This window comes from Microvirga sp. VF16 (assembly GCF_016864375.1).
Taxonomy (GTDB): Bacteria; Pseudomonadota; Alphaproteobacteria; order Rhizobiales; family Beijerinckiaceae; genus Microvirga.
In genome coordinates this window covers 638,949-664,569 of record NZ_CP069357.1, presented here as the reverse complement: position 1 = coordinate 664,569, position 25,621 = coordinate 638,949, and the positions used below count along the sequence as shown (strand labels likewise).

Genomic DNA, 25,621 nt, shown 5'->3' with positions numbered 1-25,621 from the left:
CGCCCCATTGAAGAGGGCCGTCTGGCAATTGGCTTTGTGGGGTCTTTAAGTTCCTGGCACGGACTGTTGGTCGTGTCGGTCGCTAACCTGGGGTGGTGGGTTTCTGTGACTTTCGACCTTGGTTGCCAAGGCCCCGGCAGTAACGAACCAGAAAGGGACCTTTGCTAAGCAGTTTCTCGATGTGCTGAACGTTCCGGCTGGATGATTTGGCTCGGATGGTTCAGTTGGTGGGAATGAGTAGGACCGGCGATATTTGACGTTTGGGATGTTTAAGCGCCGATGGGGCTTAGGCACTCGTCGATAATTGTCGGAATGATCACAGCCGAAGGTACGGTTTGCGGTTGGGGGAAGTGAGCGTGTTGGAAGCAGGCATGATCTGCAGTTGCCGGCCGCTCGCGGAGTCTGCAGGGGATACGGCGAATTGGCTGCCTGTGTCTTCGAAGGGCAAATTTGAATTTGAAACGACCCTGCACATGGGCGTCTCCTGTTACGCAACTAAACTTCGTCACCTTGTATACGAAGGACCGCCGGAGTCCAGACACATTTATGCCACAACCGCCAAGAAGTGGCGGGATCGTCCTTTATCTGACGTTATAAAGTGAGAATGGCTACAATGGCTACGCTTCTATGAGCGACATCCTCTCTCTTCGCAGCATTGTCGCGGAAAAGATCGCTGCCTCAATCCTCAGTGGTGAGTTCGAGCCTGGGGCACAGCTTAAGGAGGCTGCGCTGGCCGAGCGCCTTGGGGTGAGCCGGGCACCAGTGCGTGAGGCGCTACGCTTGCTTGAGGAGAGGCGTCTTGTTGAGAGCCACCCTTATTCAGGCGCTAGGGTTACGGTATTCACACCCGAGGATGTGGCCGATCTGTATGAATTGCGAGAGGTCTTGGAGGCTAGAGCCGCTTACAAAGCGGCAATGAGAGCGACAGAGGAAGATATTGCGGAGCTGAAGGCAATCATCGATCAGGAGGCCACCCAGATTTCAGGAGAGGCTGTCGAAGCAACTGGTGATGAGCCTAACATCGACTTCCACCAGAAGATCATTCAGATCTCAGGGAACCGAGAATTCGCACGCCTGATGAATAATGACTTTTGGCGGTACAACCGGATCCTCTACCGGATGCACTGGGGACGGAAGGAGGGGAGGGATGAGGAGCGTCACATCGAGCACGTCCGGATATTTGAGGCAATTCAGTCCGGAGACGGGCCGTTGGCCGAGCTTCTGATGCGCCGCCATGTGCAGAGCACTCGAGTAGTGATTGGGGAGGCCCGACAGGTCAGATACGGACGTAGGGCCTCCGATAAGGTTTGAAGTAAACCATGGATAGGCAGGAAGGAGGGCCGTAAGACCCTCCAGCTCACCGCTCGGTCTTTTGAGGGTCCAGATTCCCAGTGTAATCCTTTACCTCCGTCCAGACCTTTTCTCCCTTTTTGCGTTCCCAAGCACGATCGACTTTCTGAATGGTATCAGTGCCGTGAGGGTCGGAACTTGCGGCAGTGTCCGAGCCAATGCTCTGGCCATTAGCGTGCTTATTCCAGATGTCATTGAGTTGCTTTTGATCCATGAGGAGCTCCTTGTCAGGCGGCAAACGCGAATGGGTCGAAACGGATCCACGCGGGCAAACCGCTTTGCTCTGAGCTACACCGACATCCTCACGATCTGCGAGCCGCCGGCCGGCTCTCTAGGAAGGCCGGCTGGGATCCTGGCCCGGTTGTAAAAGGGCAAGCAGAGCGTCGGGAACTGGTTCCTTGATCACAGAGGCATACTCGCTCCGTAGCACCTGCCCGAGCCGGGTCATGGTGGACCGCTTGAGTTTCGGGTCAGGAGGTCTGCGGCCGCCACCGGTGCCGCCTGGTGCCGATGCCAAGGCAAGCGCGCCTTGGGTCTCTGGTGCGTCCTCACCCATGGGCGTCTCATTCCTTTGTTGGCAATACGACTTGGGCTTGGCCTAGTAAGGGAGCCGCAATCAGCCGAAAATTGGGCGGGTTCCGGTGTGCCCCACCTGCAATTTTGCACGCAGCAGCGCTCTCCCTCGCCGTGGCCACGTTCGTCCAGACATACCTCCGGGCCCAGGTCGGAGGCTTCGGCGGAGCAGTCGGTGGTGCGCCGCAACTGTGAGCGCGCTCCTAACGAGGCTCAACCGATGTGCTTCTGTGAGGGACCGAAGATCAGTCTTGAGAGGAGCCGCATGGCTCCGTGAACCAGCGGGAAATCGTGCCGGCGGCTCTCGCCGGGACGATCAGGAAACCTGCGGCGGCTGCCTGTCAGCCGGGCCGAGCCGCTCTTGAGAGCGGCAGAGGCCGAGAGAGCATGCGGACGCTTGTCGTCCGCCCGCAGCCGGAGCGTTCTGCGGCGGCAAGTATTCACATAGTATTCACGATAGACGCGCTTTTCGCGTCCGGATTGCGAGGCAGGGATGCGTTCAGCAGCCTGAAGCCTCGCTCCTACCCGGCCACGATCCACCTGGATCGTGCGCTTTGGCCTCAGCCAAAGCGCGCCGGGGCAGCCTCGCAGAGCCCAATGTAAGAGACATCAGTTTTAGGCGAAACGATAGTTGCGCCAAAACTGAGGTATTGGGCCTAAAAAATATCCTGCCCCTAAACCTCCCTCTGGACCCCTCCTGTTGGGGGTCTGTGAGCCTCAGAGGTGTTCCGACAGCCGCAGGCTATGCCCGTCGGCGGGGTAGGGTCATGCGGGACGTGAAACGGGGCCTGTGGCCCCTCCCGAGCCGATCGAGGGCCTTTGAGCCTGCCCTGCCTCGACCGGCCTCCAGGCCGCTCCTGGCGGGTTTGGGGACGCGCACACAGTGAGAGCGCGTCTCAGTCTGCCGTGAAAACGTATTCCGGCAGTACAAACTGTTGTGAATACGCTCTAGTTGGATCGCGGGGGTACACCCGCTGTTATGCGTTACGCTGAAGCGTCAAGCTAAGGTTATGTATTCAGGCCAAGCAAAAGACCCATGGCGTTCTGTGAACGCTCCGAACAGGGGTTTTACTTTGCACGAATGGAGTCTGGCGGGCGAGATGGCGAGTCCGGCCGGTGCACGTGGGAGATCCGGGAGCTGCAGCGACCAGGATCGACTGCGATCTAACGGGAGAAAGGGTGACAGGTCCGTTGTGACATGACCTGTCACTGTTCTGACAGGCCGAAGGTTTCTTGACCTGCCATGTCGTCTGGTTCGCTGGTGTGCCTCGACCAGGCGGGGAGGGTGCCCTCGGCCTCGATGGCACTGGCGGGGCGGGGCGGGCGGCCGCTCGGCGTGCCAGGCCGCTTTGCTCCAGACCTGTCACTTGCTCTGGCAGACCTGTGGTCGATCCGGCCCGTCTGATGGAGCGTGTCGAGCGGAGGCTCCTGGCAGGAGGCGAGCTTGGTTTCCTCCCGCATCTGTAGTCGCAAGGGAGTGTCAGAGAAGCCAAGCCTTTGCGTCGTAAGGGTTTGGCTGAGGTTATGACAGGTGCTCGCATGTATGACCTGTCGCCCAAATGAAAGGTGTCTCGAAACTGGACCTGACGGATTGGGCCGGAACTGATGACAGGTGGTGTCGAAACCGACCTTTCACATTTGAGCTGAAGTGACAGGCGGCTCCATTGAGCAGGGATCCCGTCGGAGCGCGATCGGACCAAGCGGCGGGTGTCGCATGGGTATATGGAGCAAGCGAGGACTGAGTGCTGTCGACCATCGCTCGATCGCGGACGGACTGCCTCTCAGAGAGCAGAAAGAGTAGACGGAGGGCTGCTGGGGTGTCCGCCAGGCCGGAGAAGATGTGGCAGGCCTCCAATCTTCGCACCTGTCGCTCGCCCGAAGTGTGAAAGGTGAGCCGGAAGTTGACCTGTCAGGCCGTTTTACTTTGGGCTGTCAGGTAAGAATTTTCGGACCTGCCGTTGCTGCGACAGGTCAGTTTTCCGGCCATCTGCCTTTCCGGCGGCCCGGACTGGCAGGAGGTTTCTGGTGATAACTGCCATTTGAGTGTCAGTTGAATTCGGCCTTCCGGGTTTCACTTCGTTGAATCTTGGCCGTAAGGCTGCTACCTTCCGGTTTAATTCGGAGGTGTGAGTCCAGCTGCACGCCTCCTGTTTTTGACGAAGTGAGAGGCTTTGTGATGGGCGCTGCTGCGACCGGATCAGTATCAGTCAACACGGCCCGCAAGGACGGGAAGCGCTACTCCTGGGGCGCTGAGCGTCCCGGTGTGATCGAGAAGCGTGTGCAATCGCGCAAAGAACAGATCGATGCTGAGATGGCCAAGATCCGTGAGGAAGGCGAGCAGTGGATCGCGCGTCGGCTCGCGGCCAAAGAGGCTGAGAAGAAAAAACTGGACGATCAGGAGGTGCTTGTAGCGGAGCACCGGAAGGCTCTGAGGGAGCGCAGGCGCGCCTTCCGGGTGACCAATAGCTACATCGTGCCCAAGGGCACTTTCACCGATGAGCAGGTTGCGGCCATCAAGGCGCAGTATCCTGGCATTGATGATGAAGAGGCCCATCTGCTGCTGTCCAAGAGAGCAAGACAGACAATGGAGCCGGATGTGTCCGGTCCCGAGCCTGTCTCTCCTCAGGAGACGGATGCTGCTGTACCGTCAGCGTCAACAAGGCCTGGCCCTGTCGTCGAGCAGAGGGCGAAGCCTGTCGAGGCGCCGAAGGTTGTTGCTTCTGAGAAGCCGAAACCTGCAGCTGTTCATAATGAAGCGTCAGTGACGTTCTCTCCTGGGGCTGGTGAGGCCGAGCGCGATTGGTCGGATTTCGACCCCGAGGCGTGGGAAGAAGGTCAGCTTTATCCAGAGCATCTATATCGCGCCGTCCAAAATCAGGACCGCGACTATTATCTCGTGCCGAATACGGAAATGGATGAAGTCGTTGAGCCAGTTGCTACGTCCGAGATCCAGGCATTGCGAGATCGGCAGCGCAAACTCGAAAAGGCTCAGGACGACATTTTCGAGAGGTTCGGGCGCAATTCGATGCTATGGACACCTGAGGTGAATGCTGAGGTAGGACGCCTTGATCAGGAGGCGACTGACGTTTCCATTCAGCTTCGTAAGACACTGGCCGCCCAATAGCTGGGGTTTGAAGACGCGAGCATGAAAAAAGGCCCCTCTGTTTTGGGGCCTTCTTGCGTCCTGTTCGGATCAGGCTTTCTTACGGCGGTAGAAGCTCTCGCCCCACCAGGTGCTCAGGTCACGGTAGCAGTCCCGTTTGAGCAGCATGCCTTTCCAAGGGAAGCGTTTTCTCGGACGTTTCACGGTGATCGACATCGAGGCCATCCTTTCTGTTTGTCGTGAGCGAATCGAGAGGGAAAGTTCTCAGGCGGCGATGGCCAATTGGCTGTCCTTCCAGATGTCGCAGTGAGGACCGCAGGCCCGGCAGGGCTGTTTCGGCTGGGCGGTGACTCGGGCGACTTCCGCCTCGGCGGCTTCGACTGCGGCCCAGAGGGTCGGATGGTACCGGTTCTCCGGAAGTCGACGCGGATAGCAACCGGTGTTCCAAGAGACTTCCCAGCGCTCCTGCGTGCCCTTGTCCAGGATGAGATCGCTCCGCAGGACGTAGACGAGCTGCTCACCTGGCGCCCGGCCGCCGAAGTAGGTGTAGTGACTCATGCCAGTGGACATCCGGTCGGTCCAAATAAGTGGGGCCGGTTTGTTCAGCGATGCGGCGGTCATGCTGTTTCTCCGAAGCTGTGAGATCGTCGCGATGGGAAGCGAAACCCTTAGGCCGCGATCTGCTCGTCGCAGGGGATGAAAACGTAGTTGGCGGTGACGAGGACGCCGTATTGGGCGAGTTCCTCAATGAACCGACCCAGCCCTTCGATCTGCTCGGCAGTCGAGGGCGAGGCGATCGGCTCGCCGTCGCCATCGAGGGAGTACCAGTTCTCGCCGTTGATCTGGTACTCGCGGGTCCCGTGATCGATGTAGAGGCTGTCGATCAGGTGGATCTCGTCCGGACCTACCCAACCGAAGGCGCCCTCGTCTTCGTCCCCGAAGCGGGCCGCGACTGCGATTTCCAGTCGAAGCTTTTTGCAGATGTAGGCGAGCTGCTGCGCTAGGCGCTCATGGAGGTCACGGGCGAAGGCTGTCTTGCAGGCGGTAGCCTGGGCGAGAACCTGGATGCGAATGCCGGACAGAACCGTGAATTGCTCGAGGGTGTCCATCGCCTTGCTCCTTTTTGGGGATTTTTCGATCATCTCTTCACAATCCCAATCGGGAATTGAGATGAGCGGGGATTAGGGCGATGGGGTTTGGAAGCAGGAGCAAAAGAAAACCCGCCCCTTGTGAGGGCGGGTTGGCGGGTCAGGCGACCTCCCCAACCGGGAAGGCGGGGCGCTGAACCACCCCGCTGGCGTAAGCCGTCTCCAGGTCAGCGAGAAACTTGTCGCCATACTGGAGGCAACCGACCGCATGGATGTAGCGGGCGTAACGCTGACGGCCGAGCTCGTTGGAGAACTCGTGGTCAGTGGCAGTGCTGACGTCGAGGAACTCGCTGACCAGCGTGTCGCGGTCGGACCCGATGGTTTTGTCGAAGCTGCTGAAGCGCCGGATCCGCATGTCCGATCTCCTTTTCGGGGTTTTGCCCAATCATTGGTTCATGGATATGTCCCGAAAAGAATGATGCTGCGATCAGTGCGTCGGAGCCGAGGAAAGCCCAGGTAACTCGACGTGGTAGGGAGCCGGGTCGACAAAGGCGAAGCTGCCGTCGGGTTGGAGTTCGTCCTTCAGCATCTTTCGGTGCCGCGCCTTGCATCGGTTTCTCAAGGTGCCGACATAGCCCACCGCCTCGAAAAATACTTTGGGCGAGTCATGATCGACGACAGTCCCGTTCGCATCCAGAAAGGCGTTCTGGACTTCGTGCTTGATCGTGCCGCCCGGGAAGATCTGCTCGTGAATCTTCTTTTCCAGGGCATCGGCGACCTCGGCCTCGCCTTTGGCGGTGTAGCCGTGGACTAGACAATGACGGCGGAAGCTGTCGAGAGCCCGTAGGTCTCCTATGGTCTCGGTTCTGATCCGATGCACGACCCCTTTGGGGTCGAGCACGTAGTAGGTCGTCTTGAAGTGATCGGCCATAAAATGTCCTCTCACTGTAAAATGACGGAAAACCCCTGAGTTTCCAGTGCCTCAATGACGCGGATCACCCCATCAAGGATGGCCGATTGGTCGCTGGTCCAGAATTCGAACATCAGCCAGTCGGAGCTTTCGCCCTGCAGGAACCAGCGGGTGTCGATGAAGCGTTTGCCGTCGTCGTGGCGGGTGAACCCATGAGGTGCTGCGCCAAGGTAGCGGAAGGCGGTGGCGCGGAATGTCTCGACAAAGGCGACATCCTCTTCGTCGCTATCCTTCATGTGGAGCTCGAGGAGCCAGCCCTTGCCGGGGAAGTCCTTGTGGAGCTTCAGGGTGTAGCGGCTCGCGTCCATTGCAGGATCCTTTCGGGGATTTGTCCGATCATTTCTTCATGGTTATGATCGAGAAACGAATCCGAAAGAGGAGGCTATTGCCCGCGACCCTGACTGGCGGAGCGGGCCCAATAAGCTTCGGTCCCGACCATCGGATGAAGAATCCATCGGTCTCCACCAATGATGGGGACGAGAATGCTAAGCCGGGACAGTATGGCAGCCCATGAGCGAATTGCCTCCTCAGGAAGCCCGAACTTCGGGTTTGTGCTGCGGAGTTGTGTCGCTTCTGCTTCAGAGATGTTGCTGAAACGACGGTTGATCCACCGGCGTTCCCGGAGCTTCCAGAGCGCACCCTTTACGGTAATCGGAGATTGGCGGCCTGACACAACCATGTCGACGACATCGGCGAGGATCGTGGCCAGCCAGTCGCGCGGGGGTACCGTGAAACATCCGGAGCCCGGAACGTCATGGCCGATGGCTCTCTCCAGACTATCAGCCTGTATTCGTCGTACGGCGAGACATTCATTGTGGACCAGGCGAAGATCATTGAGTGCGGCATCGTACGAGCGCGACATAGCGGCGATCTTCCGAGAGAACGCATTGGCCCTTTTCCTTCTCCTCGCCTCGAGCTCAGCTTCGCCTTCCCGAAGCCGTGGATTGTGGAGCCATTTCCTGGGAGCCTCATAGAGGATTGCGGTTTCCAGGCGCCCGAGTGAATGGGCCTCATGAGTGAGCATCGATAGGTCGATCTCGATCGCGCTCAGATCGAGTTCTTTGATGTGGGCGATCTTCTCGGGCCCACATTCGTGGTTGACAGCGAATTCGATGATCAGATCTCGGTGCGCCTTGCGTGCGATGACATCGGGGACGATACCACCCATCCGGTTTTCAAGGACGGCGGAATCGAAGCTGTACTTCCTGCCTTCGAAGCCAATCCATCGATCGTCGGCGTCAGTGAGTTCGAGAGTGGGGAGGAAGATCTGCAAATTGCGAGCGAGGACCTCCTTGGCGAACTTGTGTAACGCGGTTTCAGGCCCGGTCGCGCATGGTCGCCCATCAGCAGACCCGTGATGACCGAAGTGGTGTTCGGTCTGGTCACCTTTCCTGGCGACTAGGGGGGTACCGCATTCCGGACAATTGCATGCGCAGACCAGCCCGCTTGGGACTTCCGAGATATGGGCGATGGAGCCGTCTGCCCGTTCTCCGAAGACGAGGCTCCTCCGGCCGTCGCGACATATAAAGCCGCTGAGGGGGGACCGAGAGGTCATTGAGACAAGCGATTTCGGTTCAGGCAAGCCATAGTCTGGAGCCTGAAACCGATCGGCTCGACTTGCAATACCGCTTTATGCCGCTTTCAGAACCTTACCCTCTGCTTCGGCGATCCGGGCCCAGAGATCGATATCGGGCTTCGGAGCCTCGGTCGCTGTGATGGCGGCGGTACCGTCCTGCAGGGCCTCGAAGGTAGTGCCGAGCTTTTCGAGCAGGGGAGGGGTTCTCCAGATGACGGAGATCTCATCGACGGTCATGTCGCACATGCCGCCGCGGCCGCAGTTGTCGTAGAGCATCGTGATCTTCGGCGTCATCAGGATCGAGTAGTAGAAGCACGACCTGATGATCACATCCGGCTGCTCCGTGCGGCTCGGGTGTCCTATGACCATGAAGGGATCGAACTGGTCGCCATTGTAGGCGCGGATCAGGAGGTGGCCGACATCCGTCATCGGATCGTTTTCGAGGCCCTGGGGCTGGGATGCGGGAACGTCGGTCATTTCGAACCTTTCGGGGTTTCTCAAATCATCGGATCGCAGAGATGATTTTAGCGGAATAGGAGAAACCCTGGGCCGTGCTCGGCCAGGCGGGTTTTCGATTTCCAGAGGCTTGGCAAACGCCCATAGAAAAAGAGGCCCCGGAAAGGAGCCTCTTTGCGTCTGTTCGGAAACGGGCCGATCAGTAGGTGCAGACGTAGCGATAGCCGTTGCTTGCCATAAACGTACCCGTGACCGGATCGTATGAACGATACTTGCGGGCGCAGTATGCGGCGAGCTGCGGATCCTGCGTGCCGGGAGGCGGCGGGGGCGCGGTCTGTGCCTGGCTAGCAATCGCCCCTGCAATCAGGGCGCCGGCGGCAAGACCGGCCACACCGGCTGCGACGGCAGCGCCGTTTCCGCCGCGGCGATAGTACCGAGGTCCGTGATAGTAGCGCGGACCTCCATAGTACCTGCGGTACTGGGTGTAGCCCTCACCCGGGTATTCCTTCGTGATGTCGGGAGTCTGGGGGCGGGGAGCAGCGACAGCCTGAGACATCGGAGCCGCCAGCATCGAAGCGGCGATAACCAGAGAAGCGAACTTACGCATCGTCTTTCCTTGTGGCCTTTCCGTAGACCATTAACCGAGGGGAGTGGCCCGAGGGCCTGTCGGACCTCAGCCAGAACTTGTCCCCTATCATAGCTTTGGCCAATTGGCTTGAATATGTGGACTTAGGTCCATGAATGCAGACTTAACGTTCGCCTCGGTACCGCCGGCAATCGCGAATAGCTTCGTCCGTCGTCAGAACAGATACAGGACCGGCCTTCATAGCCTGTAGAAGTTCGGGAAGTGCTTTCGTGAACTCCGGCATGACCTTGAAGATAACCCTAACCTCCTGGTGCCCGAAACGAGCTTGAAACTCGCTCGCTCTGATGACCTCGTCGAAATCTTCTGCCGTATCAGGCGTACGGTCAAAGAAGAGCTCCGTCTTGATGAACTCTCCAGGGAGCGTGAAGCTATGTCGGCCGTCGACTAGGAAACGGGCATTAAAGTTTTCAAACTCGGAATTGAACACCTTATCGATTGGTCCGACACGCCGCATTTCGAGACTGAAATGGACGTGCTTCCCTGGGTCTTTCGGACATTGGAGAAGCATCACATTCGGCATCTCTATATCCTTTGTGAAGGAATAGCGCCGATAGATCCGTTTGTTGGGATAGGTATCCGCTTTGCGGACCACCCAAGATCCATTGATGTAGACAGGTTGCGGTCCTTCGCTTGCTGCTTTTGTCTCCTCAGGCATGGAAACAATGACGGACAGAGCGGAAATTGCGAGGGCCAGATTTCTAAAGTGGCGGAGTTTGAGTGCTGAGGCGTGTTTAAGCATGATTGTTGATTATTGTGAGGAGTACGCTGGACCGCGTAGACCGAACATTGCACCAGATAGGGATTGGAAAGAAAGAGATTCCGAGCTTTCTTCGAGGCAAGAATAATGGTTCGGTTAAAACTGGTGGTTCTAGGCGTTATGGTTTCGACTGCGGCAACTGCCGCAGAGATCTCCCAGGCCGAGAAAGGTGTTGTCTGTCGCGCGGCGGTCGGGTCTGTGACGGGACGTGACCCGAGCATCATGATGGCGCGGCCGGACGGTGACGTGACGCACGTGAGTTACAGCCGGCCGTCTGACGGCTCGGTTTGGAGCTATCGCTGCCGGCTGGAAGGCAATCGCGTCATCTGGGCAAGTGCGGAAGGTCGCTGGCGTACCCATCCGGACAATGGTGTCCTGACCTATGAAATGGTGGAAGGCGGCAAGATCAGGATCGTTGAGGCACACTCCAATGGATCCAAGAGCGAGGACACCTACGATCGGAAGGATCTTCGCTAGGGGTTTGAAACGTCCGACACAAAAAAAGAGGCTCGGTCGAGCCTCTTTCGTGCCGTCCGGGAGAGCGGCTTAGTAGGTGCATACCATGCGTTCGCCTGCTCCCGTCAGGTACGTCCCGGTCATGGGATCGTAGGAACGGAACCGGCGCGCGCAGTAGGCCGCCAACTGGGGGTCGGTCGTGGCAGGAGGAGGCGGAGCCGCCTGGGCTTGGTTGGCGAGTGCGCCCACCACGGCAGCGCCGAGGGCCAAGGCGAGGATCCCTGCTCCGATGGCGCCGCTATTGTCGCGACGGTAGTGTCGCGGACGGCCGTAATGGCGTGGCTCGTCGTACCGAGGCCGATACCCACGCCCGTAGTCGGCGTATCGATCCCGGCTGTACCGGCTCTCGCCATAGGCTCCGGGATACCGAGACTGTGCTGCGGCCTCTGCGAATGAGAAGCCGAGGGTCAGCAGGGCGAGAAACAGGGTGGCGAACTTGCGCATCGAGGCTGCTTTCGATTTCGAGGAGGGAGGGCGAAGGATGCGGCCGGCTCAGTAGTCGTCGCGGCGCTTGGCTGCAGCGCGGTTGTAGGGGACGCCCTTGCCCTTCCGGCGGGTGTCGACGACCTTGTGGGTGCTGCGACCCTGGCTGCGTGCGTTGGCGAGAGCTGCCTGAACCGGGTTGAAGCGAGCCATTGTCCTGATCCTTTCTGGGGATTTTTCCGAATTCATCTTCACGCTCATGATCCGAAATAAGCTTCCGAACGATGCAAGAGCCGTGGCTTGGACGAGTTCATTCCCCAGAATGCCGTCGCTGGTGTCCCTATTGTCCGGGCCTCATTTCTCCGTCCTGCGCGATCCAACAGTGCGATGCCTGATCGATCCCGAGATGAGCCGCATATTCCACAACCGAGAATGTCAGGGCGGAAAACTCGCCGGAGAGGTTCAGGAGAGTAGGACGCGGGTCCAGGTCACCGCCTGATAAGGTGACGATGATTTCTTCCGAGCTGTCTTTCCTGATGACGGGAAAGGAATCCAAAAACTGGGTTCTGAATTCGCCGAGGGTCGCCTGCGGCCCTGTGATCGTCGCCTCAATGATGAATCCGGACACGATCGGTCCTCCTCTTCCTTTGACGGCCTAGTGTCTCCTCGGGGTTTTTACCAAGGCAGCACCCGTTACGGGTTAGTCGAAGGTGCGAGACGTTGTGCTGCCGGCGGCGGCTGTTTTCTTGGCCGGCGCTCCTTGAAGGTTGGGGTATTTCGCCTCTGAGTATCCGCTGGCGTAGACGCCGCCTGTCGCGATGGCTACCCCGACAAGAACCACGAGGCCGAGCCCAGTGGCCCATCCCTGCCTGTGAGCCTTCCAGAGAGCCAGCACTGCCGGAGCCAGGCACATGCAGAGCAGAATGAGGCCGAACATGAAAAAGGCATGGAGGTTCGGGGAGTGGTAGATCGCCCCGATGTCGAAGTCCCGCGGCTGCGGCGGCTCTCCCAGGAAGAATTGCGACAGGAACGAGAACATCGTTTTCCCCCAATGATTTCGGGGAGCGTTGTCCTCCCCTTTCCCTGTTTTAAACCAAATCAGACGAACTTCGACCGAACTGGTCAACTTTCCCCAGGCTTGGCGGCCGACCGGGGGCCATTCTCATTACCCCTGGCGTAATCGACCCGATGCCGTGGGTCGGCCATTGTTCACATGCCGGTGAGGAGCCGGCGCAATAACGAATTCGTAATCAGGGCCTCAATAGAAACCGCCGAATGCCATTCCTACTTTGGTGTGGCGGTTGGGCTGGGGCTATTCCGCCGCATCGTCGGCATACGTGGAGATCACGCATGACACTGGAACAGGGGCCCAGAAATAGTCAGGGGGCGATGGTTTCTTCCTTAGACCTCAATCAGGTCAGGGATGCAGTCAGAGAGGTCCGGGCCTCTCATCCGAGCAGCGTCTTGGCTGACTTGGTGGAAGAGAAGATCCGGGCGCTGGAAAGCGCCTCACACCATTTTGTGAGCGGCTTCTTCGAGGACTTTCGTATCAGCCGCCCACTCAATTCTTAGTGACCGGACGCATTCTCCAGGCACCGGCCTGAGCAGGCTCCGTCACCCCGACAGTCGCGGCACGGATCATCGTCCTTGGCGATGCCCGTGCCTTCGCACTCGTAACAGCGGGCTCCGCTGAGCCAATCCCGCTCCCCTGTTCCCTCGCAGTGGGGACAATCGTCGATTGTGCCCCTCCCGGTCAGTGGAGGGGACCAAGGCGTTCGGTGATTTTCCCGATGCGCCCCGAAATGGAAAGGCAGGCATTCAATTCGGCGATCACCGGCGGCGTGAGGGAAGCGACCGGAATCTCGACGAACCTCATCTGGTTGGCGCGCTCGTACCAGCCGGCCGCCCGGAAGGCGTCGCGATGTTTGACGAATTGTTCCTCGACCAGATCGGCCGGGCCATGCTTGTGGAGTGTTCCGCCCAGGGCGGTGTCGGTGTCGTAGAAGAGACCGAGTTTCCCACCTGGGGGAAGGTTGTAGACGATGTCCGGCCCACTCATCAGATAGAGGTTGCCGTCGGTGCCCATTCCATACTGGGGTGTGTGCCAGATCTTCTGCAGGACCTCGAGGGCGTTGCCGACGTCGTAGAAGGCGTTCCCGATCTTCTGCTTTACCAGGATTTCGGGACCGAGATTGCCGGTGTCGTCGAGCAGGGACACGAAGGCATCACCGAAGGGCTCACTAACCAGGATCGTCTTGGTCGGCGGGTCGATGTAGAGACCCATGTAGTCGGTTTCGCTGCGGAGCATGAGCTCGGTGTAGACCGCTCCGGCAGTCTCGGCGTCCGGGAACACGAAGCAGCGGTGAGTGGCGATCAGGTCGGTGGCAGCCGTCATCGGCGCTATCCTTCTCTTGATGTGGGGGAGGGTGTCGGCTTAGGAGCGGAGGAAAGCCACGTCCTTCTGGAACTTGAGGCGGCGACCCTGCTCCTCGGTCAGACCGACGAATTCGGACGAGGAGAAGCTGATTTCGTCCGGATAGTAGTCGAACAGCTTTACTTCATTGCCGTCCTCAAGGGTGGCGTGGACCTCCGGCAGCGGGCCGAACGGCGAGCGTGAAATCGGAGTGATGCGAGCGGACACGATCTTCTGGTCGGACATAACGGCGTCTCCTGCTGTTCGGATAGGACGGATCGGTGGCTTCAGCCCTGCTTGGGCTCGACGAATTGGATCTGGAATTCCCAGGACTCGACCTCCTGGTTCTGCTGGTTGCGCCAGGTGCGCTTCTTCCAGTAGCCGCGGACCACGACGTTGGTGCCCTGATCCATGGGGGCGAGCATCGCGTCGATCTCGGAGCGGTCCCGGAAGTAGGGGACGAAGTAGGTCCCGGAGAAGCGGCGGCCCCGTTCATCGGCTCCGTGGAAGGCGACGATCTTGTCTCCCGATGTCGTGAACCGGTGCATTGGGAACTCACTCAGGGTCACGGTGATCGTGTGCTTGGACAACTCCTCACGCTTCTTGGCGTCCTCGGCGATCTGGGCCTGAAAGTCGGCCGCCTCCCGCGCTGCCCGCTCCTCCGGGGTGAGAACCTTGATCTTCGAGAAGTCGAACGCCATGGCCATTCCTTTCGGGGATTTTCATCTCGGTTTGTCTGCCCATCTCAGAAGGACAGAAAATCCCGATGGTTTAGCGGCGCTTCCGGCCCGGATGCCGGATAGCCAGACGGGCTTCCTCGGCTCGAAGGCGTAGGAAGGTTTCTCGAGGGCCGGATGGCTTATCCCGCAGAGTCACGAATGCTGCGGCCATTCGCGATGCGAGGGTCTCCCTGTGAATCCGGATGACGAGGGCCCGACGGGGCCGATTGAGGCGAGGGTGCATTGTGAGCCCTCCCTCAGGCGGCTTCGAGCATGTAGCGCTTGTGCGCCGGCATGACCCGAAGAAGGGCTTGCCGCGCCAACTTCTGCATCGCAGTAGCGATGACGATTGGCTTTTCCTCGCCGGCCAGAACACGATTGAGGGTGTCGATCGTCTCATGGTCGAGATGCTCGACGGTCACAAAGGCCTTGCTCGCCCGAGGCGCCTCCGCACCGAGCTCGGTATAGAATGCATTGAATGAGGCTTCCCGCTCGAGGATCATCTCGACCCGCCCGTGGCGGAGGATCTCGACCTGGGTGTCGTCAATGTGCTCCCAAAGGATGCCGAAGGACGCCTTGCGGTCAGACCAGTAGGTCGGCTCGCCATTGACCGACATCATCAAGCCCTGCGGAACGATGTGGTAGCGAAGATCGGGCACGGCGGATTTCCTTTCTGGGGATTTCATCTCGGATGTTTCATTGATCCCGAGCTGGCAGAAACGATTTGTCTGGTGGTGGGCCGCACTTAGGCCGCACAGCGGAAGAGGCCGTGTTCCTCGTCGACATAATCCTCAAAGGCGTAGTCGAGAGTGTCGAACGCTCCAGCGACCCAAACATCCTGAAGGGGAAGGCTGACTGTCTCACCCTCGACGTTGATACCGGCGGCCCGGAGCATCTCCTGAACCGTGTTCCCGTCCACTTCGGAGACCTGAACAAGGTTGTTGATCACGTCATGGCTGACCGGGATGATCCCGGCAGGATCAGCATTCGTGACCGCTGTGAAGGCGTCCATCGCCGTATGGAAGCTCAGAAATGAGAATTGCCGGAACATGCCCATTTCGGTTGCGGGAGCCACTGCTGCCATCGTTTTTCTCCGGGGATTTTGATCTTGATGAACTCACGATCTTGGATCGGAGAATGATGCGAGGTCCCCGGGCAGAACCAGGGTTTGTGTGACCGAGCATGAAAAAAGCCCGCGATAGCGGGCTTGATCTCAGGCGTACCACCAACCCTTCGGCTGCCCCTGTTCGTCGGTCCAGATCCGATAGTGTGGCCAGGACCGGGCAAGCTCGATGAAGGCCTCTTTGGGCTTCATGTTGAACTTCTCGGCGTACTGTGCGGTCGAGAAGACTTCAGAGAATGCGAAGGCTCGGCGCTTCTCATAGGAGAGGTGGAGGTTCTGGCCCCCGTGCTCCTCGGCAAGTGCGCGGATTTCAGCATTGGCCTTTTCGGCAAGCGCACGGACCTGTTTTGCGCGCTTGGCAGCTTCGATGTTCTTTACCTGGGTTTCCCGCTTGCCATCGCCGTCACAGGCGAAGCAGAGGCCAGGGACGGCGTAGTGGACACGGATGTGGGTGGTCATTCCCGTGCCGCCGCAACGGGTGCATTCGTGGGGAGCCGCCTTTGCCATCGCTCAATCCTTTTCGGGGATTTGAATCAAATCGAATTCGATCCCTCAGGCAGGAAAGCGACAGGACATCCGTCCACAATTTCGAAGGAACTGAGTAGCTTGAAAACTATTGAATCAGTAGGACGGGCGCTTATGTAGGTGCTTGTCAGGCACGCTGAATGAGCGTGAGACGCACCTCAGGAACGAACGAGAGACGTTCCTGAGAGCCCGTACCGGCCGGATGGGAAGCTGTTAGAGCTTCAAAGCCGCGACGTTCTCAAACCAGAGCTAGCTCTGCCTTAGGTTTAGCGACCTGTGGCCATGGGTCATTTCATGGATAATTCCGATGGAAGTGACCATAGTGATTGACGTCGCGCAGATTATTTCGGCTATCGCCGCATTGATCCTTGCGCTCAAGAAGTGAACCTTGCTCTCGGCCTCAGGGCCGGGAGCAATCCTCGTTGGCAATACCGGCCTTCCGCAGCATGGAGTCGTACGAGCAATCCCCTGCAAGGGACGCTTCACCCTGGGGCGGAACATCCTCAGCGATGGGCCTGATATCGCGAGAGCGGACATACATCCAGGCGGGCAGGCACTTGCCTGGCAGTTCCGGCTCAAAAACCCAAAGGGTTTGCTCGGTCTCAGTGTATTTGGACTGGAACACGTGCTCTCGAGTGATCCGCCCCGTGACGCCGATGCAGGGCTTGTTCCAAGTGGTCATCTCTGGATGACCAACATAGCGAGCCCGCTTGCCGACGGCGATGGCGCCGTCGGCTCCCTCAGAAAGATCGGACATGGGGCGATCTTAGGCCGCCTGCTGACGCTTGCGGGCAAAATAGCCACCAATCGCCCGAAGCTCGGCCTCAGAACGAACCCGCTTGGTGGGCTTCTCAGCGGGCTTCTTGGTGCGAGGGACATATTGGCCGGTCTCGCGCAGCATCTTGAAATACTCCTTCGGCAGCAGATACGGCCGATCGTACTTCTTCTTCTCGGGAGCACCTGCCGCAACCGCCGGCTCTGTCGGCGCCTCAGCGGGAGCCGGGAGTTCCGAACCGGGGACCTCCGTGTCCTCGACGAGTTCCTCTTCGACACCGTTGTCGTTGGCCGAGACGTTCAGCATCTCGAGATGCGCCGGCGGAGCCTTGTAGCCCTCAACCTGCATCCAGCAGTCACCGGCCACGTCGAGATACTCGAGTTCGGAAGCCGGGATGGTGAACGGCTCGGTCGAGTAGGCCATCTCCCGGATGCCGTGGTGCTCGACGCCGCCGGTAAGCGGCATGATGTCGACGATCTCGGAAATCGAGTCGGCGTTGAAGCCAATGATCGTGAAGGGGGCACTCTCGGCGTTGACGAGGTCCGAGACGCGGATTGCGTTGAGATCGCGGCCGAACAGGAAGCCGTCGATCAGTTCCTCATTGTCCATGCGGAAGAGCTGGCTCTTCAGACCGGCCTCAGCGATCGAAGCCAGGCGCTGGGTCTCGACGACGGTGTAAATGATGCCAACTGCGTCCATGATCTTCTTCCTTTCGGGGATTTAAAATCATCTTCCTTCGCGAACGGCCCTCGAAAGAGGTTACCGTTGGGCCTTGTTCTCAGTAGCCGAGCGCCTTGGCGGTCTCGGCAATATCCGTGAGCCGTGCGGTGCTCACGTACTGGTACACGGCTTCAAGCTGCTCGGCCGTTGCGTCCGGGTGGGAGGTGACGGCGCCAATCCAGCGGGCGATGGACTCAAGTTGAGCGCGGGAAAGCTTTTCCATGGGAAGGCCCTCATCATTCCGAAGCGGTGGGATCGTTTGATCTGTCATGGGCCGAATTCCTTCTGGGGATTTCAGCAATCCGATGATCGCTTGTCCCGATTGAGGCAAGACGACAAAACCGCCCCGATGGCCGAGCCTTAGGAGAGAGGATTGGTCCTCTCCCCAGAGCAAAAGGGTTAGGAAGCGGCTTCCCTTCAGCTTTGGTAGAGCGCCTCGATCAGTTCCGAGGGCATGCGGAAGATCTCCCGTAGCTTCCTGAGGTCGCCATTGGCACGCTCCCACTCGGTTTTCAGGCGATCAAGCGGGGCCAAGAGCCCGAAGGCGAACTGCACGGCCTCGCGTTGGCACTGCTCCTCTGGTTTGGACTTCGGATAGTGCCGGACGATCAATCCGGCGTCGGCGCCGTGCCTCTCCCGGACCTTCGGAGTGTGGAGCACGTAGTGGCCGATGGCCTTGGCGACCTCGAGGTTGGCGCGGGGGAGGTCTGGGTTATCGGACGGCTTGAGCAGAACCAGGAAATCCCGATCCCCGTAGACAACCAGGCTGTCGCTGTCTTCGCTGGGCATCGCACCGATGACCACGTCGGCAAGACCATTCATGATTCCGGTTTTGCCGCCCATCGGGCCGAGCAGGGTCACGGTCGGCGTACCGATCGTAAAGCCGACCTCCTTTGCGAATTTGGCTGCCTCGACGAAGATCTGATCCCTTGAGAGACCGCAGGGTATGGGATCGTGTGCGTTGCGGGGAAGGCGCATTCTTACTGCCTCATGCCAGTGTGGCACTCTTGGTTGCGAAAGTAGCTCCCAAGAGGCCGATTATGTTTTCTGCAGGCATCCCGAGTACCGCCCGCAATTTGACCAAGCTGCCCTTGGCCCTATTCCATTCGAAGGCCAATCGGTCTGGCGGAGCTAGCAGCCGAGTGGCAAACAACTGGGCCTCTGTCTGGCAAAGGGCCTCATTGTCGGTAGTGGGCCGTGATCGAACCAATATTCTGGCGGCGTGCCCGTACCTTTCCTTGACTGTAGGGACATGAAGAATGAAGTGCCCCACACACTGCGCCACAATAAAGCTGGCTCGCGGTGTACCGGCCATGTGCGACTGAGATAGACGTACGGTGAAATGGTCTTCCCCAATGACAAGTTCGCAGTTGTCGGAATCAGACAAAGGGCCGCCCATGGTCATGCCGGCGCGTTGATCAATCTGCTCGACTTTTCCGCCGAGGCTTCCAGCAATAAGAGCCCCAGACATCGTTCCCTTGAACCTTTCTTCCACTGAGAAGGCATCAGCTTTGGCGAATATCTCCGCCGGGGAAAGGCCGCATGGAACGGTTTCGTATGTGTCGCGAGAGAGGGGCATTACTTGGCCTCCGGGAGTTTTAACGCGAAATCGAGCATGCCGATGAAGGACATCCTTAAGCGATCGGTATTGTAAGGGCGGGGTGTAGGGATGGCGTAGAACCCAGCCTCGAGCATCCCTTCGGTCGGATCCTTCAGGGTTTCTAAGACGACGCGGACGGTTCGAACCGACTTTGCTCGGCGTTCGGCGAATTCCCGAGAGAGCCGCGGATCGGTCAGCTTCAGGGTCTCTGGTGTCCAGGCTGCCGGGTCGAGCCGCTTGGCGGCAGTGAGAACGATGCTTTTGTCGGTCATGCTGGCCCTCTCAGTTCCCGACTCAAAGGGGATTTGCCAATATCGATGTGCGCCATGGAACGTGCCGGGCAGTTATTCCTCCATGTCTCCGCAGGTCTAGAAGTCGGCGTAGGCAGCGTTCCAAGCTGCGCTTTCGGTCGGCCAAGGGCCATTGTCGGCATCGTTGCCGTCAGGGTCGTTGAATACAAAGGCCCCTGGCGCACGTTCACGGACGGTATAGCCGGCAGTGTGGGCCCGTAGCATCTTGGTTTCAGAGGAAAGATTTTCCTCTTCATGGCGAGCCACATCGTTGAGATGCTGCAGGAGGGCAGAAGCCTGTCCGGTCCTTTCAGCCCACTGGCCGATCAGAACAAGCGTCGTACTGTCTTTCCATCCGGCTTCTTGTGACAGGGCCTGGATGCTGGATGCGGTGGCGTTCATTGGCGGTTTCCCATGCTTGTGTTCCGCATAGAAAAAGCGCCGAAGGTTTCCCTCCGGCGCTGCTCCGACTGTCTATTTTGCGACGCCCAGCTTGATCACTCTGGGACAGATCCCAACGAGCGAATTCCAGTCGTGCCGTCCCTGGCTAATGATGTCCTTGGGATCAAAGAACTTGTCACCCGCATAGCTCACCCACACGTCGAGCGCCCGCGCGATTGGGGCAGAGGCCGATTTCTCGTCCACTGGGAACCCGGGGAAGAGGTCTTGCACGACCAACAACTCCGTAGCCCACCTCGAACTGTATAATTGCTGGCGCAGGGCACAGCAGTTTACGTCCAGAGTGGAGGCCTCAGGTGCTGAGGTGCCCTGTTCGAATTGGTCGTACCAACGGTCGAAGTGATACTCGTATTTGCCCAGTGGCTTGCTAAAGAGCCGATCGCAACCGGCAGAAATAGCATGATAGGTGTGCCGGGCCTTCCATACGAGAGGTGCTGCCTTTGCGACCTCGAGAGCCTTCTTGCCCTTGTCGAACAGGCCGTACTGTTTGTGAAGGCGCTCGGTCCCATCGACGCTCTGGGCATGGAGGCCGCTGCTCATGAGCAGCAGAACGGTGAGGCTGATGAGCATGTGCAAGAACTTCATGGGGATTTTCCCTTCCTTTCTCTCGAAGCTGGCACGTCGAAACATGCTTGTTAGTCAGCTTCCAGAACCCTAGGAAACCCACAAGTCCCGTTTGATCTCGTTAGCTGAGGGAGGTGAGCTTTTCGATCTCGTCGGGCCGCACCCACATCAGGATTTGCGTCTCCTGATGAATGAGGTCGACGGTGTTGTCATAGACTTGCTCGATCTCCATCTGGGCCCCGGATTGGAAGGTTGTTCCCTCGGCGCTCACCGCCTTTGTGAGTCTGACGGTTTCACCAGGACGAAACCCATGGGAGAAGATGTCTCCTGTTAGCGTCATCTGCATGATCGCGTGCTCAATGTTTTTGAGCACGATGGCCCGGGCGATATGGGGGAGTACACCAGCCCTGTCGGGATGCGCCGGCTTTTCCAGATCACGGGCCGCTCCCCGCAGGATCGACGCTGCGTCTGGGTCTTCGAAGGTGGAGAGGGCGGCATCGACTGAGCTCGTGAAGTGTTTAATGCCCTTGAAGTCATCACGGCCCGCAATCTGCTGATCGATCCATATAGGCTAGGGAAGCACTCGTGCCTCGGGATCGAAAGACTGGAAGATCCTGGCATCAAGAGCGCGATCGGGGCCGCGGCTGGCCTTCAGATCCCCATGGAGAGCTTTGAGAGCAGAAAGCTTATCGGCCACGGGATTTCCTTTCCGGTCAGGCGGTTTGGGGCAGATCGGACCAGGTGCTGGTCGCATGGGCTGGTTTGTAGAGGACGGCAGATGCCTGACCGACGTTGTCGCGGATCCAGACCTGCCAGAGCTTCTGGGCTGCCTTGGCGATGAAATTTGAAAGTGCGGCCTCGGTCGGCGCTTTCACCTCCATGATGTCCCAACCCGGGCGCCGATCCCACGGGTGTCCGGCGTTCCGGTGGACAATGAATCCATTAACCATCGTTATTGGCCGACCCCCTGGAGGCGGGGGCCGTCGAAGCCCCAATCGTCGAGGTTCTCGGCGAGGCGGGTTCGACCGTGGAGCAGGTAGAGTTCTTGCATGGGTGTTCTCCCTTAAGGATGCGCCCATGCAAAAAGCCGACCCTGAGTAGGGCCGGCTTTGAATTTCTATCGGGGTCTGCGGAGCTTAGTCGGTGAACCTCGCCCCATAGAAATAACCGTCGGTCCAGACGAGGCGCACCTGCGCGATGGCGGCGTGGCTCGGGATCTTGAGCTCGAATGTGACTGGAACATCGGCAGGTTCAGGGAAAACCAGCCGAACACCTTTCTCTGAAAGGTCCCATACGGTGCACCGCTGCGGCTCGTGGGGCGGATCGGCTGTGATCCACCCTTCAAGGTCAGTACGATAGCGCTCACAGGATCGGCGTTCAGGTAGGCCAACGCGCATGCAGGCATCCTAGGATTGTGGAAGGCACCACATAGAATGGCTGGCTTGTGCGAGGGTTCCGCCAGTTTCCAGGCTCAATCGGCTATGGGCAGCCTCGGGCAAGCCCGGAATTCCTTGAGGTCCCCTTGGATTTGCATGACAGTCTCCTCCCACATAAGCCGACGGACCCGAGTGTAAAACTCCTTCATCATGTCGGCTTCAGGATCCTTGGGCGCATCCTTGACCTCAGAAGGTTCCGTCGGCGCCGCCGCGAGGTCCTTGAAATCGGCTCCAAGGACGGTACCGCCGTCGCTGTAGCCATAACCCTGATTTGCGACCCTCCGGAGGTCGTCGTAGGAGAAGAACGTCATCGTGAAGTCCGGCGCCAGGTGTTCCGGCCGGTCATTCTCGTGGAAGATTGCGATGCCGTGGTCGCCGATATGGAGATGACGGGCGTCCCAGAAGCCGGAGACGCAGCGACCGATGGTGTGAAACAGGCTCTCGCCCGGACCGCTGACCTCGAGGGCGAAAGCCTCGAAGACCATGGGATCGAAGGGAAAGGTCTCTTCGGTCACGAAGAGATGGGCGGGAAGGTCTCGGACAGTGATGGTATCTTCGCCCATCCGGACGAGCGCTAGGTCGGCGCCATCCTTCTGGACAACCACGCCGCGATCGTTGCCGAGGAACGGCAGGACCGTTTTCAGGAGGTTCGGATAGAGGGTGGCGGAGAGGCTCGATGCGAATTTCACCGTCAGCATATGCGAAGCTCCTTTTGGGGAATTTTGGATATCCAGATCTCCGAGCTCATCTTGAATAGCCAGGAAGGAGCCTGCGCGACGTTGGATTGTAGATCCAGAATAACGAAAGCCCGTCATCAGGACGGGCTTTCGCGGCTGGCTTAGAGCCCGTTATGCTTCTTTGCTCGGCGGTCCTATCGACAGAAGAGCAATAACGTCCTCATCATCCGGAAATTGAGCATCCTCGGGGATGGATGGCCCATATTGGCTCCATGTATGGTGCTCGTCAGACCAGAGCTCGACGTCAGTGATATACGGCCCCGAACCTTCCCAATCCGCCTTAATCCTCGCAAGCTGTTGGGAGAAGCAGTGCTCAATCTCCCAGTATCGTCCCTTTCGGTGATCCTCATCTGGAGGAAGGCTGTCGCTGTCCAAGCAGACGATTACTGCATCAATCTCCCGCCTAATGTGTTTGGCTAACTTGGACATCAAGGGAGCGTCGGGATCGGTTATTGATGCGGCCCTCATTGTCTTGATCTTGGATCATGCGGCGTAGCGGACTGGTTTATGGCGGAAGTAGCTTCTGACGCGCGCGGGCAATTTGGACAGCCTGCGCATGTGGCTGACGGTCGCCCGCTTGAGCTGCTGTTTGCTGCGCACGGGCGCCTTGCGGGTGACGGCCTGCTTCAGGTCGGCGTTCAGGCTCTCATCCGGGTTCAGTTCCGGACTGTAGGCAGGCAGGTAGAAGACCTCGATCTTGGTTCTATGCGCGGCCAACCAGTCGCGGATCTGGCCGGCCCGGTGCACCTGCAGCCGATCCAGAATCAAGAACACCTTGCGCCGGACGTCCCGGATCAGGCGCTGGAGGAAGCGGATCAAGGCCGCGGCATTCACCGCCCCATCGAGAACCATCCACCGCAGAGCGCCGCGGTTGCTCACCGCAGAGATCAGGCTCAGCCCGGCCCGCCGGTGGCAGACCCGGACCACCGGCGTCCGGCCCCGCGGCGCGTAGCCGCGACCGCGCACGTCATCCGAGCGCAGACCGGTTTCGTCGCCCCAGAAGATGGTGCCGCGCACCCGGCGGGCCGCCGCCACGAGCGCCGGGTAATCCCGTCGCAACCAGCGCCGCACCGCGGCCGGGTTCTGTTCGTAAGCGCGCCGCAACGGCTTCTGTGCGGTGAAACCCCAGCGCGCCAGGTATTTGCCCACAGTCCGTACGGCCAGCACGACCCTGCAGCGCTGCCGGATCACCTCGCGCACCGCCGCCCGGCTCCACAAGGCAAACGGCAGTTCCAGCTCGTCCGGCGTATGCCGGCAGATCAGCCACCGCACCTCAGCCTCTTGGGCCGCATCCAGCAGCCGCTGCTCATCCGGCTTGCGCCCGCGCGGCTTGTTCACCAGTCCCTTCGCGCCCTCCGCCGCGAACCGCTTGCAGATGTCGAACACTCCGGTCGGCGAGAGCCCGACCTGCGTCGCGATCGCTCCGTAGGTCAGCCCGCGCTGCCGCAGCCCAATCACTTGCCGCCGGCGCTCCTCTTGGGCCGCCGCAGGCAGCTTGCGCATGTCCACGTGCTTCATACCAATCAAGCTGGAGCTACCTGAGGCTCCTTCAAGACAATGAGGGCCGGATCAATAGTATGTAGACATCCGGTGTACGAGCCGAACTGCCTGGCTTTCCAAGCCTAGTATCAAGGAGATCTAGACTGAGATCTGCGGGCAGTTCGGTGGCATCACGTGAAAGGGACATCAGGGCCAAAACTCCATTTACAATTGAATGGTGCGCCTGTTTAGGTCCTTCGACGATGATTACCTGTCCTTGTCTCGCGAGCCATACGATCTGATGATGAATTGATCCCACATCAGCGATTCCCCAAGCCGCGAGATAAGATGTATGTAAAGGGATCTCAGCGAGCGAACCATTGTAAAAGAATGCCTCAGTGTTCGATGGAAGAAAGCTGTCAGGCGTACCAGACCTCCACATTTCCATCTCAGCAGCAAAGACCTCTTCGGTCATAGGTTGATCTAGCGTGATCTCCTTGCTTTCACACTCATTCTTCGAGCGGGAGTAAGCTGCGATGTGGTGAGCAACCTTCGTGAAAGCATCCAACAGAACATAGTCTGGGAGAATGAGCATCCTTCGGATTGTGAACGAGTCGACTGTAGTTAACTTCCAGCTACGCATCATGTGCAGAAGAAGTGCTCGTGGGTCCTTCAGAGGTGGAGTGGTAGGGGTGCCTGTAATCAGGTCGAAGATCACCCGCCCTGGCTTCACGTCCTTACGCTTAACCGTGACCGGCTCTGGATTATTGAACGACAGAAGATGAATAGGGTCGCAATAGAGTATTGATAGTAAGACACCTGCTATCGTGTCCTCAGCAGCGATGTCAGGGGGCACAACATTGCGGGCACCATCTAGCCTCCAGGCATACGAGTACACATCTTCAATACTCTTGTTTGTGCCGGGAGGTGCTGAACCCTCTGTAGGCCATTCAAGCGAGCCAGCTTTTTCTCTCGCGAATAACACATTGGTATCCGGAAGGCTAAATCCGGCCGTTATGGCATCGTATAGATGAGATCTCTTGATGTTATAGCCATGTGCCTTGAGTTTGTCGGCGGCTCTGTCGGCAAAGCCATGAAGTCTGGTTTTCATTTCCGTTTCTCCGGGAGGGCGCGGTATGGAGAATGGCTGGCTGCATTGTCCGGACCGCACCCTTAGAAGAAAAGGGTTCTGAGATTTGCCACATAGACTGGGCACCTGGGTCAGACGATCAAACAATTCGGGTTCAGCGTCACGGTTGTCCGTGGCAGCCGCCGGGCTTTCCGATGGCCCAGCACCGATTTAGCCCAACCTCCCTGTCCCAT

The 25,621-nt window shown here is 58.8% G+C and carries 44 protein-coding genes; 8 read left to right on the top strand and 36 right to left on the bottom strand.

What is annotated here, in order from left to right; all coding sequences use genetic code 11:
• Positions 1 to 627 precede the first annotated feature (627 nt).
• Entirely contained in the window at positions 628 to 1,311 is a 684-nt protein-coding gene (locus tag JO965_RS42615; protein ID WP_203447083.1) for a GntR family transcriptional regulator, read from the top strand.
• 46 nt (positions 1,312 to 1,357) lie between these two features.
• On the opposite strand, the gene JO965_RS42610 is transcribed toward JO965_RS42615, so the two are convergent.
• From JO965_RS42610 to JO965_RS42600, 3 genes are all read right to left on the bottom strand, one after another.
• On the bottom strand, positions 1,358 to 1,564 hold the full coding sequence (locus tag JO965_RS42610) for a hypothetical protein (RefSeq protein WP_203447082.1): 207 nt from the start codon (positions 1,562 to 1,564) through the stop codon (positions 1,358 to 1,360).
• 117 nt (positions 1,565 to 1,681) lie between these two features.
• Entirely contained in the window at positions 1,682 to 1,798 is a 117-nt protein-coding gene (locus tag JO965_RS49900) for a NepR family anti-sigma factor (RefSeq protein WP_371827018.1), read from the bottom strand.
• A 338-nt stretch (positions 1,799 to 2,136) separates the two neighbouring features.
• Positions 2,137 to 2,367: a hypothetical protein gene (locus tag JO965_RS42600; protein WP_203447080.1), complete on the bottom strand. Its 231-nt coding sequence runs from the start codon at positions 2,365 to 2,367 to the stop codon at positions 2,137 to 2,139.
• Between the two features lie 799 nt (positions 2,368 to 3,166).
• Here JO965_RS42600 and JO965_RS42595 point away from each other — a divergent pair.
• On the top strand, positions 3,167 to 3,328 hold the full coding sequence (locus tag JO965_RS42595; RefSeq protein WP_203447079.1) for a hypothetical protein: 162 nt from the start codon (positions 3,167 to 3,169) through the stop codon (positions 3,326 to 3,328).
• A 771-nt stretch (positions 3,329 to 4,099) separates the two neighbouring features.
• A complete protein-coding gene (locus tag JO965_RS42590) occupies positions 4,100 to 5,047 on the top strand; it encodes a hypothetical protein (protein WP_203447078.1) in 948 nt (315 codons plus the stop codon).
• A 69-nt stretch (positions 5,048 to 5,116) separates the two neighbouring features.
• On the opposite strand, the gene JO965_RS49110 is transcribed toward JO965_RS42590, so the two are convergent.
• The 6 genes from JO965_RS49110 to JO965_RS42565 form a co-directional block, all read right to left on the bottom strand.
• The gene (locus JO965_RS49110) at positions 5,117 to 5,242 is read right to left on the bottom strand and encodes a hypothetical protein (RefSeq protein WP_256451954.1); all 126 of its coding nucleotides are present in this window, start codon (positions 5,240 to 5,242) and stop codon (positions 5,117 to 5,119) included.
• Positions 5,243 to 5,290: 48 nt separating this feature from the next.
• Positions 5,291 to 5,647, bottom strand: coding sequence for a hypothetical protein (locus JO965_RS42585; protein WP_203447077.1), 357 nt, complete (start codon positions 5,645 to 5,647; stop codon positions 5,291 to 5,293).
• A 47-nt stretch (positions 5,648 to 5,694) separates the two neighbouring features.
• Entirely contained in the window at positions 5,695 to 6,135 is a 441-nt protein-coding gene (locus JO965_RS42580) for a hypothetical protein (RefSeq protein ID WP_203447076.1), read from the bottom strand.
• A gap of 139 nt (positions 6,136 to 6,274) precedes the next feature.
• Positions 6,275 to 6,529, bottom strand: coding sequence for a hypothetical protein (locus JO965_RS42575; protein ID WP_203447075.1), 255 nt, complete (start codon positions 6,527 to 6,529; stop codon positions 6,275 to 6,277).
• Positions 6,530 to 6,601: 72 nt separating this feature from the next.
• A complete protein-coding gene (locus tag JO965_RS42570; protein WP_203447074.1) occupies positions 6,602 to 7,045 on the bottom strand; it encodes a hypothetical protein in 444 nt (147 codons plus the stop codon).
• Positions 7,046 to 7,056: 11 nt separating this feature from the next.
• Complete coding sequence (locus JO965_RS42565) at positions 7,057 to 7,392, bottom strand: hypothetical protein (protein WP_203447073.1); 336 nt, start codon at positions 7,390 to 7,392, stop codon at positions 7,057 to 7,059.
• Between the two features lie 758 nt (positions 7,393 to 8,150).
• Here JO965_RS42565 and JO965_RS42560 point away from each other — a divergent pair.
• Positions 8,151 to 8,393 (top strand): hypothetical protein, encoded by a 243-nt coding sequence (locus JO965_RS42560; protein WP_203447072.1) that lies wholly within the window; start codon positions 8,151 to 8,153, stop codon positions 8,391 to 8,393.
• A gap of 321 nt (positions 8,394 to 8,714) precedes the next feature.
• On the opposite strand, the gene JO965_RS42555 is transcribed toward JO965_RS42560, so the two are convergent.
• From JO965_RS42555 to JO965_RS42545, 3 genes are all read right to left on the bottom strand, one after another.
• Entirely contained in the window at positions 8,715 to 9,137 is a 423-nt protein-coding gene (locus JO965_RS42555; protein ID WP_203447071.1) for a hypothetical protein, read from the bottom strand.
• Between the two features lie 178 nt (positions 9,138 to 9,315).
• Complete coding sequence (locus JO965_RS42550; RefSeq protein WP_246777233.1) at positions 9,316 to 9,723, bottom strand: BA14K family protein; 408 nt, start codon at positions 9,721 to 9,723, stop codon at positions 9,316 to 9,318.
• A 142-nt stretch (positions 9,724 to 9,865) separates the two neighbouring features.
• Positions 9,866 to 10,501 carry a hypothetical protein gene (locus JO965_RS42545; RefSeq protein WP_203447070.1) on the bottom strand — a complete coding sequence of 212 codons (636 nt, stop codon included), beginning with the start codon at positions 10,499 to 10,501 and terminating at the stop codon, positions 9,866 to 9,868.
• Between the two features lie 105 nt (positions 10,502 to 10,606).
• On the opposite strand from JO965_RS42545, the gene JO965_RS42540 reads away from it, so the two are divergent.
• Positions 10,607 to 10,996: a hypothetical protein gene (locus JO965_RS42540; RefSeq protein WP_203447069.1), complete on the top strand. Its 390-nt coding sequence runs from the start codon at positions 10,607 to 10,609 to the stop codon at positions 10,994 to 10,996.
• A gap of 69 nt (positions 10,997 to 11,065) precedes the next feature.
• Here the strand turns inward: JO965_RS42540 and JO965_RS42535 are convergent, their stop codons facing one another.
• The 4 genes from JO965_RS42535 to JO965_RS42520 form a co-directional block, all read right to left on the bottom strand.
• Positions 11,066 to 11,479 carry a BA14K family protein gene (locus tag JO965_RS42535; protein WP_203447068.1) on the bottom strand — a complete coding sequence of 138 codons (414 nt, stop codon included), beginning with the start codon at positions 11,477 to 11,479 and terminating at the stop codon, positions 11,066 to 11,068.
• A gap of 48 nt (positions 11,480 to 11,527) precedes the next feature.
• Positions 11,528 to 11,671 carry a hypothetical protein gene (locus tag JO965_RS42530; RefSeq protein WP_203447067.1) on the bottom strand — a complete coding sequence of 48 codons (144 nt, stop codon included), beginning with the start codon at positions 11,669 to 11,671 and terminating at the stop codon, positions 11,528 to 11,530.
• A gap of 127 nt (positions 11,672 to 11,798) precedes the next feature.
• Positions 11,799 to 12,086 carry a hypothetical protein gene (locus JO965_RS42525; protein ID WP_203447066.1) on the bottom strand — a complete coding sequence of 96 codons (288 nt, stop codon included), beginning with the start codon at positions 12,084 to 12,086 and terminating at the stop codon, positions 11,799 to 11,801.
• Between the two features lie 72 nt (positions 12,087 to 12,158).
• Positions 12,159 to 12,497 (bottom strand): hypothetical protein, encoded by a 339-nt coding sequence (locus JO965_RS42520; protein ID WP_203447065.1) that lies wholly within the window; start codon positions 12,495 to 12,497, stop codon positions 12,159 to 12,161.
• Between the two features lie 311 nt (positions 12,498 to 12,808).
• Here JO965_RS42520 and JO965_RS42515 point away from each other — a divergent pair, with 311 nt between their 5' ends.
• On the top strand, positions 12,809 to 13,030 hold the full coding sequence (locus JO965_RS42515) for a hypothetical protein (protein ID WP_203447064.1): 222 nt from the start codon (positions 12,809 to 12,811) through the stop codon (positions 13,028 to 13,030).
• A 181-nt stretch (positions 13,031 to 13,211) separates the two neighbouring features.
• Here JO965_RS42515 and JO965_RS42510 read toward each other — a convergent pair whose 3' ends face one another.
• The 3 genes from JO965_RS42510 to JO965_RS42500 are packed head-to-tail and all read right to left on the bottom strand — an operon-like array spanning position 13,212 to position 14,572.
• Positions 13,212 to 13,853, bottom strand: a complete 642-nt coding sequence (locus tag JO965_RS42510) for a hypothetical protein (protein ID WP_203447063.1) — start codon at positions 13,851 to 13,853, stop codon at positions 13,212 to 13,214.
• A gap of 39 nt (positions 13,854 to 13,892) precedes the next feature.
• A complete protein-coding gene (locus JO965_RS42505) occupies positions 13,893 to 14,117 on the bottom strand; it encodes a hypothetical protein (protein WP_203447062.1) in 225 nt (74 codons plus the stop codon).
• 41 nt (positions 14,118 to 14,158) lie between these two features.
• Positions 14,159 to 14,572: a hypothetical protein gene (locus tag JO965_RS42500; RefSeq protein ID WP_203447061.1), complete on the bottom strand. Its 414-nt coding sequence runs from the start codon at positions 14,570 to 14,572 to the stop codon at positions 14,159 to 14,161.
• Here JO965_RS42500 and JO965_RS49105 point away from each other — a divergent pair.
• Positions 14,571 to 14,705 (top strand): hypothetical protein, encoded by a 135-nt coding sequence (locus JO965_RS49105; RefSeq protein ID WP_256451953.1) that lies wholly within the window; start codon positions 14,571 to 14,573, stop codon positions 14,703 to 14,705. The genes JO965_RS42500 and JO965_RS49105 overlap by 2 nt on opposite strands.
• 142 nt (positions 14,706 to 14,847) lie before the next feature.
• Here JO965_RS49105 and JO965_RS42495 read toward each other — a convergent pair whose 3' ends face one another.
• From JO965_RS42495 to JO965_RS42440, 12 genes are all read right to left on the bottom strand, one after another.
• Positions 14,848 to 15,249, bottom strand: coding sequence for a hypothetical protein (locus JO965_RS42495; RefSeq protein WP_203447060.1), 402 nt, complete (start codon positions 15,247 to 15,249; stop codon positions 14,848 to 14,850).
• Between the two features lie 86 nt (positions 15,250 to 15,335).
• Entirely contained in the window at positions 15,336 to 15,674 is a 339-nt protein-coding gene (locus JO965_RS42490; protein ID WP_203447059.1) for a hypothetical protein, read from the bottom strand.
• A gap of 129 nt (positions 15,675 to 15,803) precedes the next feature.
• Positions 15,804 to 16,220 carry a hypothetical protein gene (locus JO965_RS42485; protein WP_203447058.1) on the bottom strand — a complete coding sequence of 139 codons (417 nt, stop codon included), beginning with the start codon at positions 16,218 to 16,220 and terminating at the stop codon, positions 15,804 to 15,806.
• A gap of 418 nt (positions 16,221 to 16,638) precedes the next feature.
• Positions 16,639 to 16,995, bottom strand: a complete 357-nt coding sequence (locus JO965_RS42480) for a hypothetical protein (RefSeq protein ID WP_203447057.1) — start codon at positions 16,993 to 16,995, stop codon at positions 16,639 to 16,641.
• 9 nt (positions 16,996 to 17,004) lie between these two features.
• On the bottom strand, positions 17,005 to 17,712 hold the full coding sequence (locus tag JO965_RS42475) for a hypothetical protein (protein ID WP_203447056.1): 708 nt from the start codon (positions 17,710 to 17,712) through the stop codon (positions 17,005 to 17,007).
• A gap of 79 nt (positions 17,713 to 17,791) precedes the next feature.
• Complete coding sequence (locus JO965_RS42470; RefSeq protein WP_203447055.1) at positions 17,792 to 18,004, bottom strand: hypothetical protein; 213 nt, start codon at positions 18,002 to 18,004, stop codon at positions 17,792 to 17,794.
• 146 nt (positions 18,005 to 18,150) lie between these two features.
• The gene (locus JO965_RS42465) at positions 18,151 to 18,711 is read right to left on the bottom strand and encodes an ImmA/IrrE family metallo-endopeptidase (RefSeq protein ID WP_203447054.1); all 561 of its coding nucleotides are present in this window, start codon (positions 18,709 to 18,711) and stop codon (positions 18,151 to 18,153) included.
• Positions 18,712 to 18,721: 10 nt separating this feature from the next.
• Positions 18,722 to 19,312, bottom strand: coding sequence for a hypothetical protein (locus JO965_RS42460; RefSeq protein WP_203447053.1), 591 nt, complete (start codon positions 19,310 to 19,312; stop codon positions 18,722 to 18,724).
• Entirely contained in the window at positions 19,312 to 19,605 is a 294-nt protein-coding gene (locus tag JO965_RS42455) for a hypothetical protein (RefSeq protein WP_203447052.1), read from the bottom strand. Before JO965_RS42455 ends, JO965_RS42460 begins: the two co-directional genes overlap by 1 nt.
• Positions 19,606 to 19,701: 96 nt before the next feature.
• On the bottom strand, positions 19,702 to 20,025 hold the full coding sequence (locus JO965_RS42450; RefSeq protein ID WP_203447051.1) for a hypothetical protein: 324 nt from the start codon (positions 20,023 to 20,025) through the stop codon (positions 19,702 to 19,704).
• A 72-nt stretch (positions 20,026 to 20,097) separates the two neighbouring features.
• Positions 20,098 to 20,667 carry a hypothetical protein gene (locus tag JO965_RS42445; protein WP_203447050.1) on the bottom strand — a complete coding sequence of 190 codons (570 nt, stop codon included), beginning with the start codon at positions 20,665 to 20,667 and terminating at the stop codon, positions 20,098 to 20,100.
• 100 nt (positions 20,668 to 20,767) lie between these two features.
• Positions 20,768 to 20,992, bottom strand: a complete 225-nt coding sequence (locus JO965_RS42440) for a hypothetical protein (RefSeq protein WP_203447049.1) — start codon at positions 20,990 to 20,992, stop codon at positions 20,768 to 20,770.
• Positions 20,993 to 20,998: 6 nt separating this feature from the next.
• Between JO965_RS42440 and JO965_RS42435 the strand changes: the two genes are divergently transcribed.
• On the top strand, positions 20,999 to 21,151 hold the full coding sequence (locus tag JO965_RS42435; protein ID WP_203447048.1) for a hypothetical protein: 153 nt from the start codon (positions 20,999 to 21,001) through the stop codon (positions 21,149 to 21,151).
• Positions 21,152 to 21,359: 208 nt separating this feature from the next.
• Here the strand turns inward: JO965_RS42435 and JO965_RS42430 are convergent, their stop codons facing one another.
• The 5 genes from JO965_RS42430 to JO965_RS42410 form a co-directional block, all read right to left on the bottom strand.
• Positions 21,360 to 21,596 carry a hypothetical protein gene (locus JO965_RS42430; protein WP_203447047.1) on the bottom strand — a complete coding sequence of 79 codons (237 nt, stop codon included), beginning with the start codon at positions 21,594 to 21,596 and terminating at the stop codon, positions 21,360 to 21,362.
• Between the two features lie 186 nt (positions 21,597 to 21,782).
• Positions 21,783 to 22,043, bottom strand: a complete 261-nt coding sequence (locus tag JO965_RS42425) for a PilZ domain-containing protein (protein WP_203447046.1) — start codon at positions 22,041 to 22,043, stop codon at positions 21,783 to 21,785.
• A 74-nt stretch (positions 22,044 to 22,117) separates the two neighbouring features.
• Positions 22,118 to 22,780: a hypothetical protein gene (locus JO965_RS42420; RefSeq protein WP_203447045.1), complete on the bottom strand. Its 663-nt coding sequence runs from the start codon at positions 22,778 to 22,780 to the stop codon at positions 22,118 to 22,120.
• A 522-nt stretch (positions 22,781 to 23,302) separates the two neighbouring features.
• Positions 23,303 to 24,337: an IS630 family transposase gene (locus JO965_RS42415; RefSeq protein WP_203447044.1), complete on the bottom strand. Its 1,035-nt coding sequence runs from the start codon at positions 24,335 to 24,337 to the stop codon at positions 23,303 to 23,305.
• Between the two features lie 31 nt (positions 24,338 to 24,368).
• Positions 24,369 to 25,409: a hypothetical protein gene (locus JO965_RS42410; RefSeq protein WP_203447043.1), complete on the bottom strand. Its 1,041-nt coding sequence runs from the start codon at positions 25,407 to 25,409 to the stop codon at positions 24,369 to 24,371.
• Positions 25,410 to 25,621: the final 212 nt, after the last annotated feature.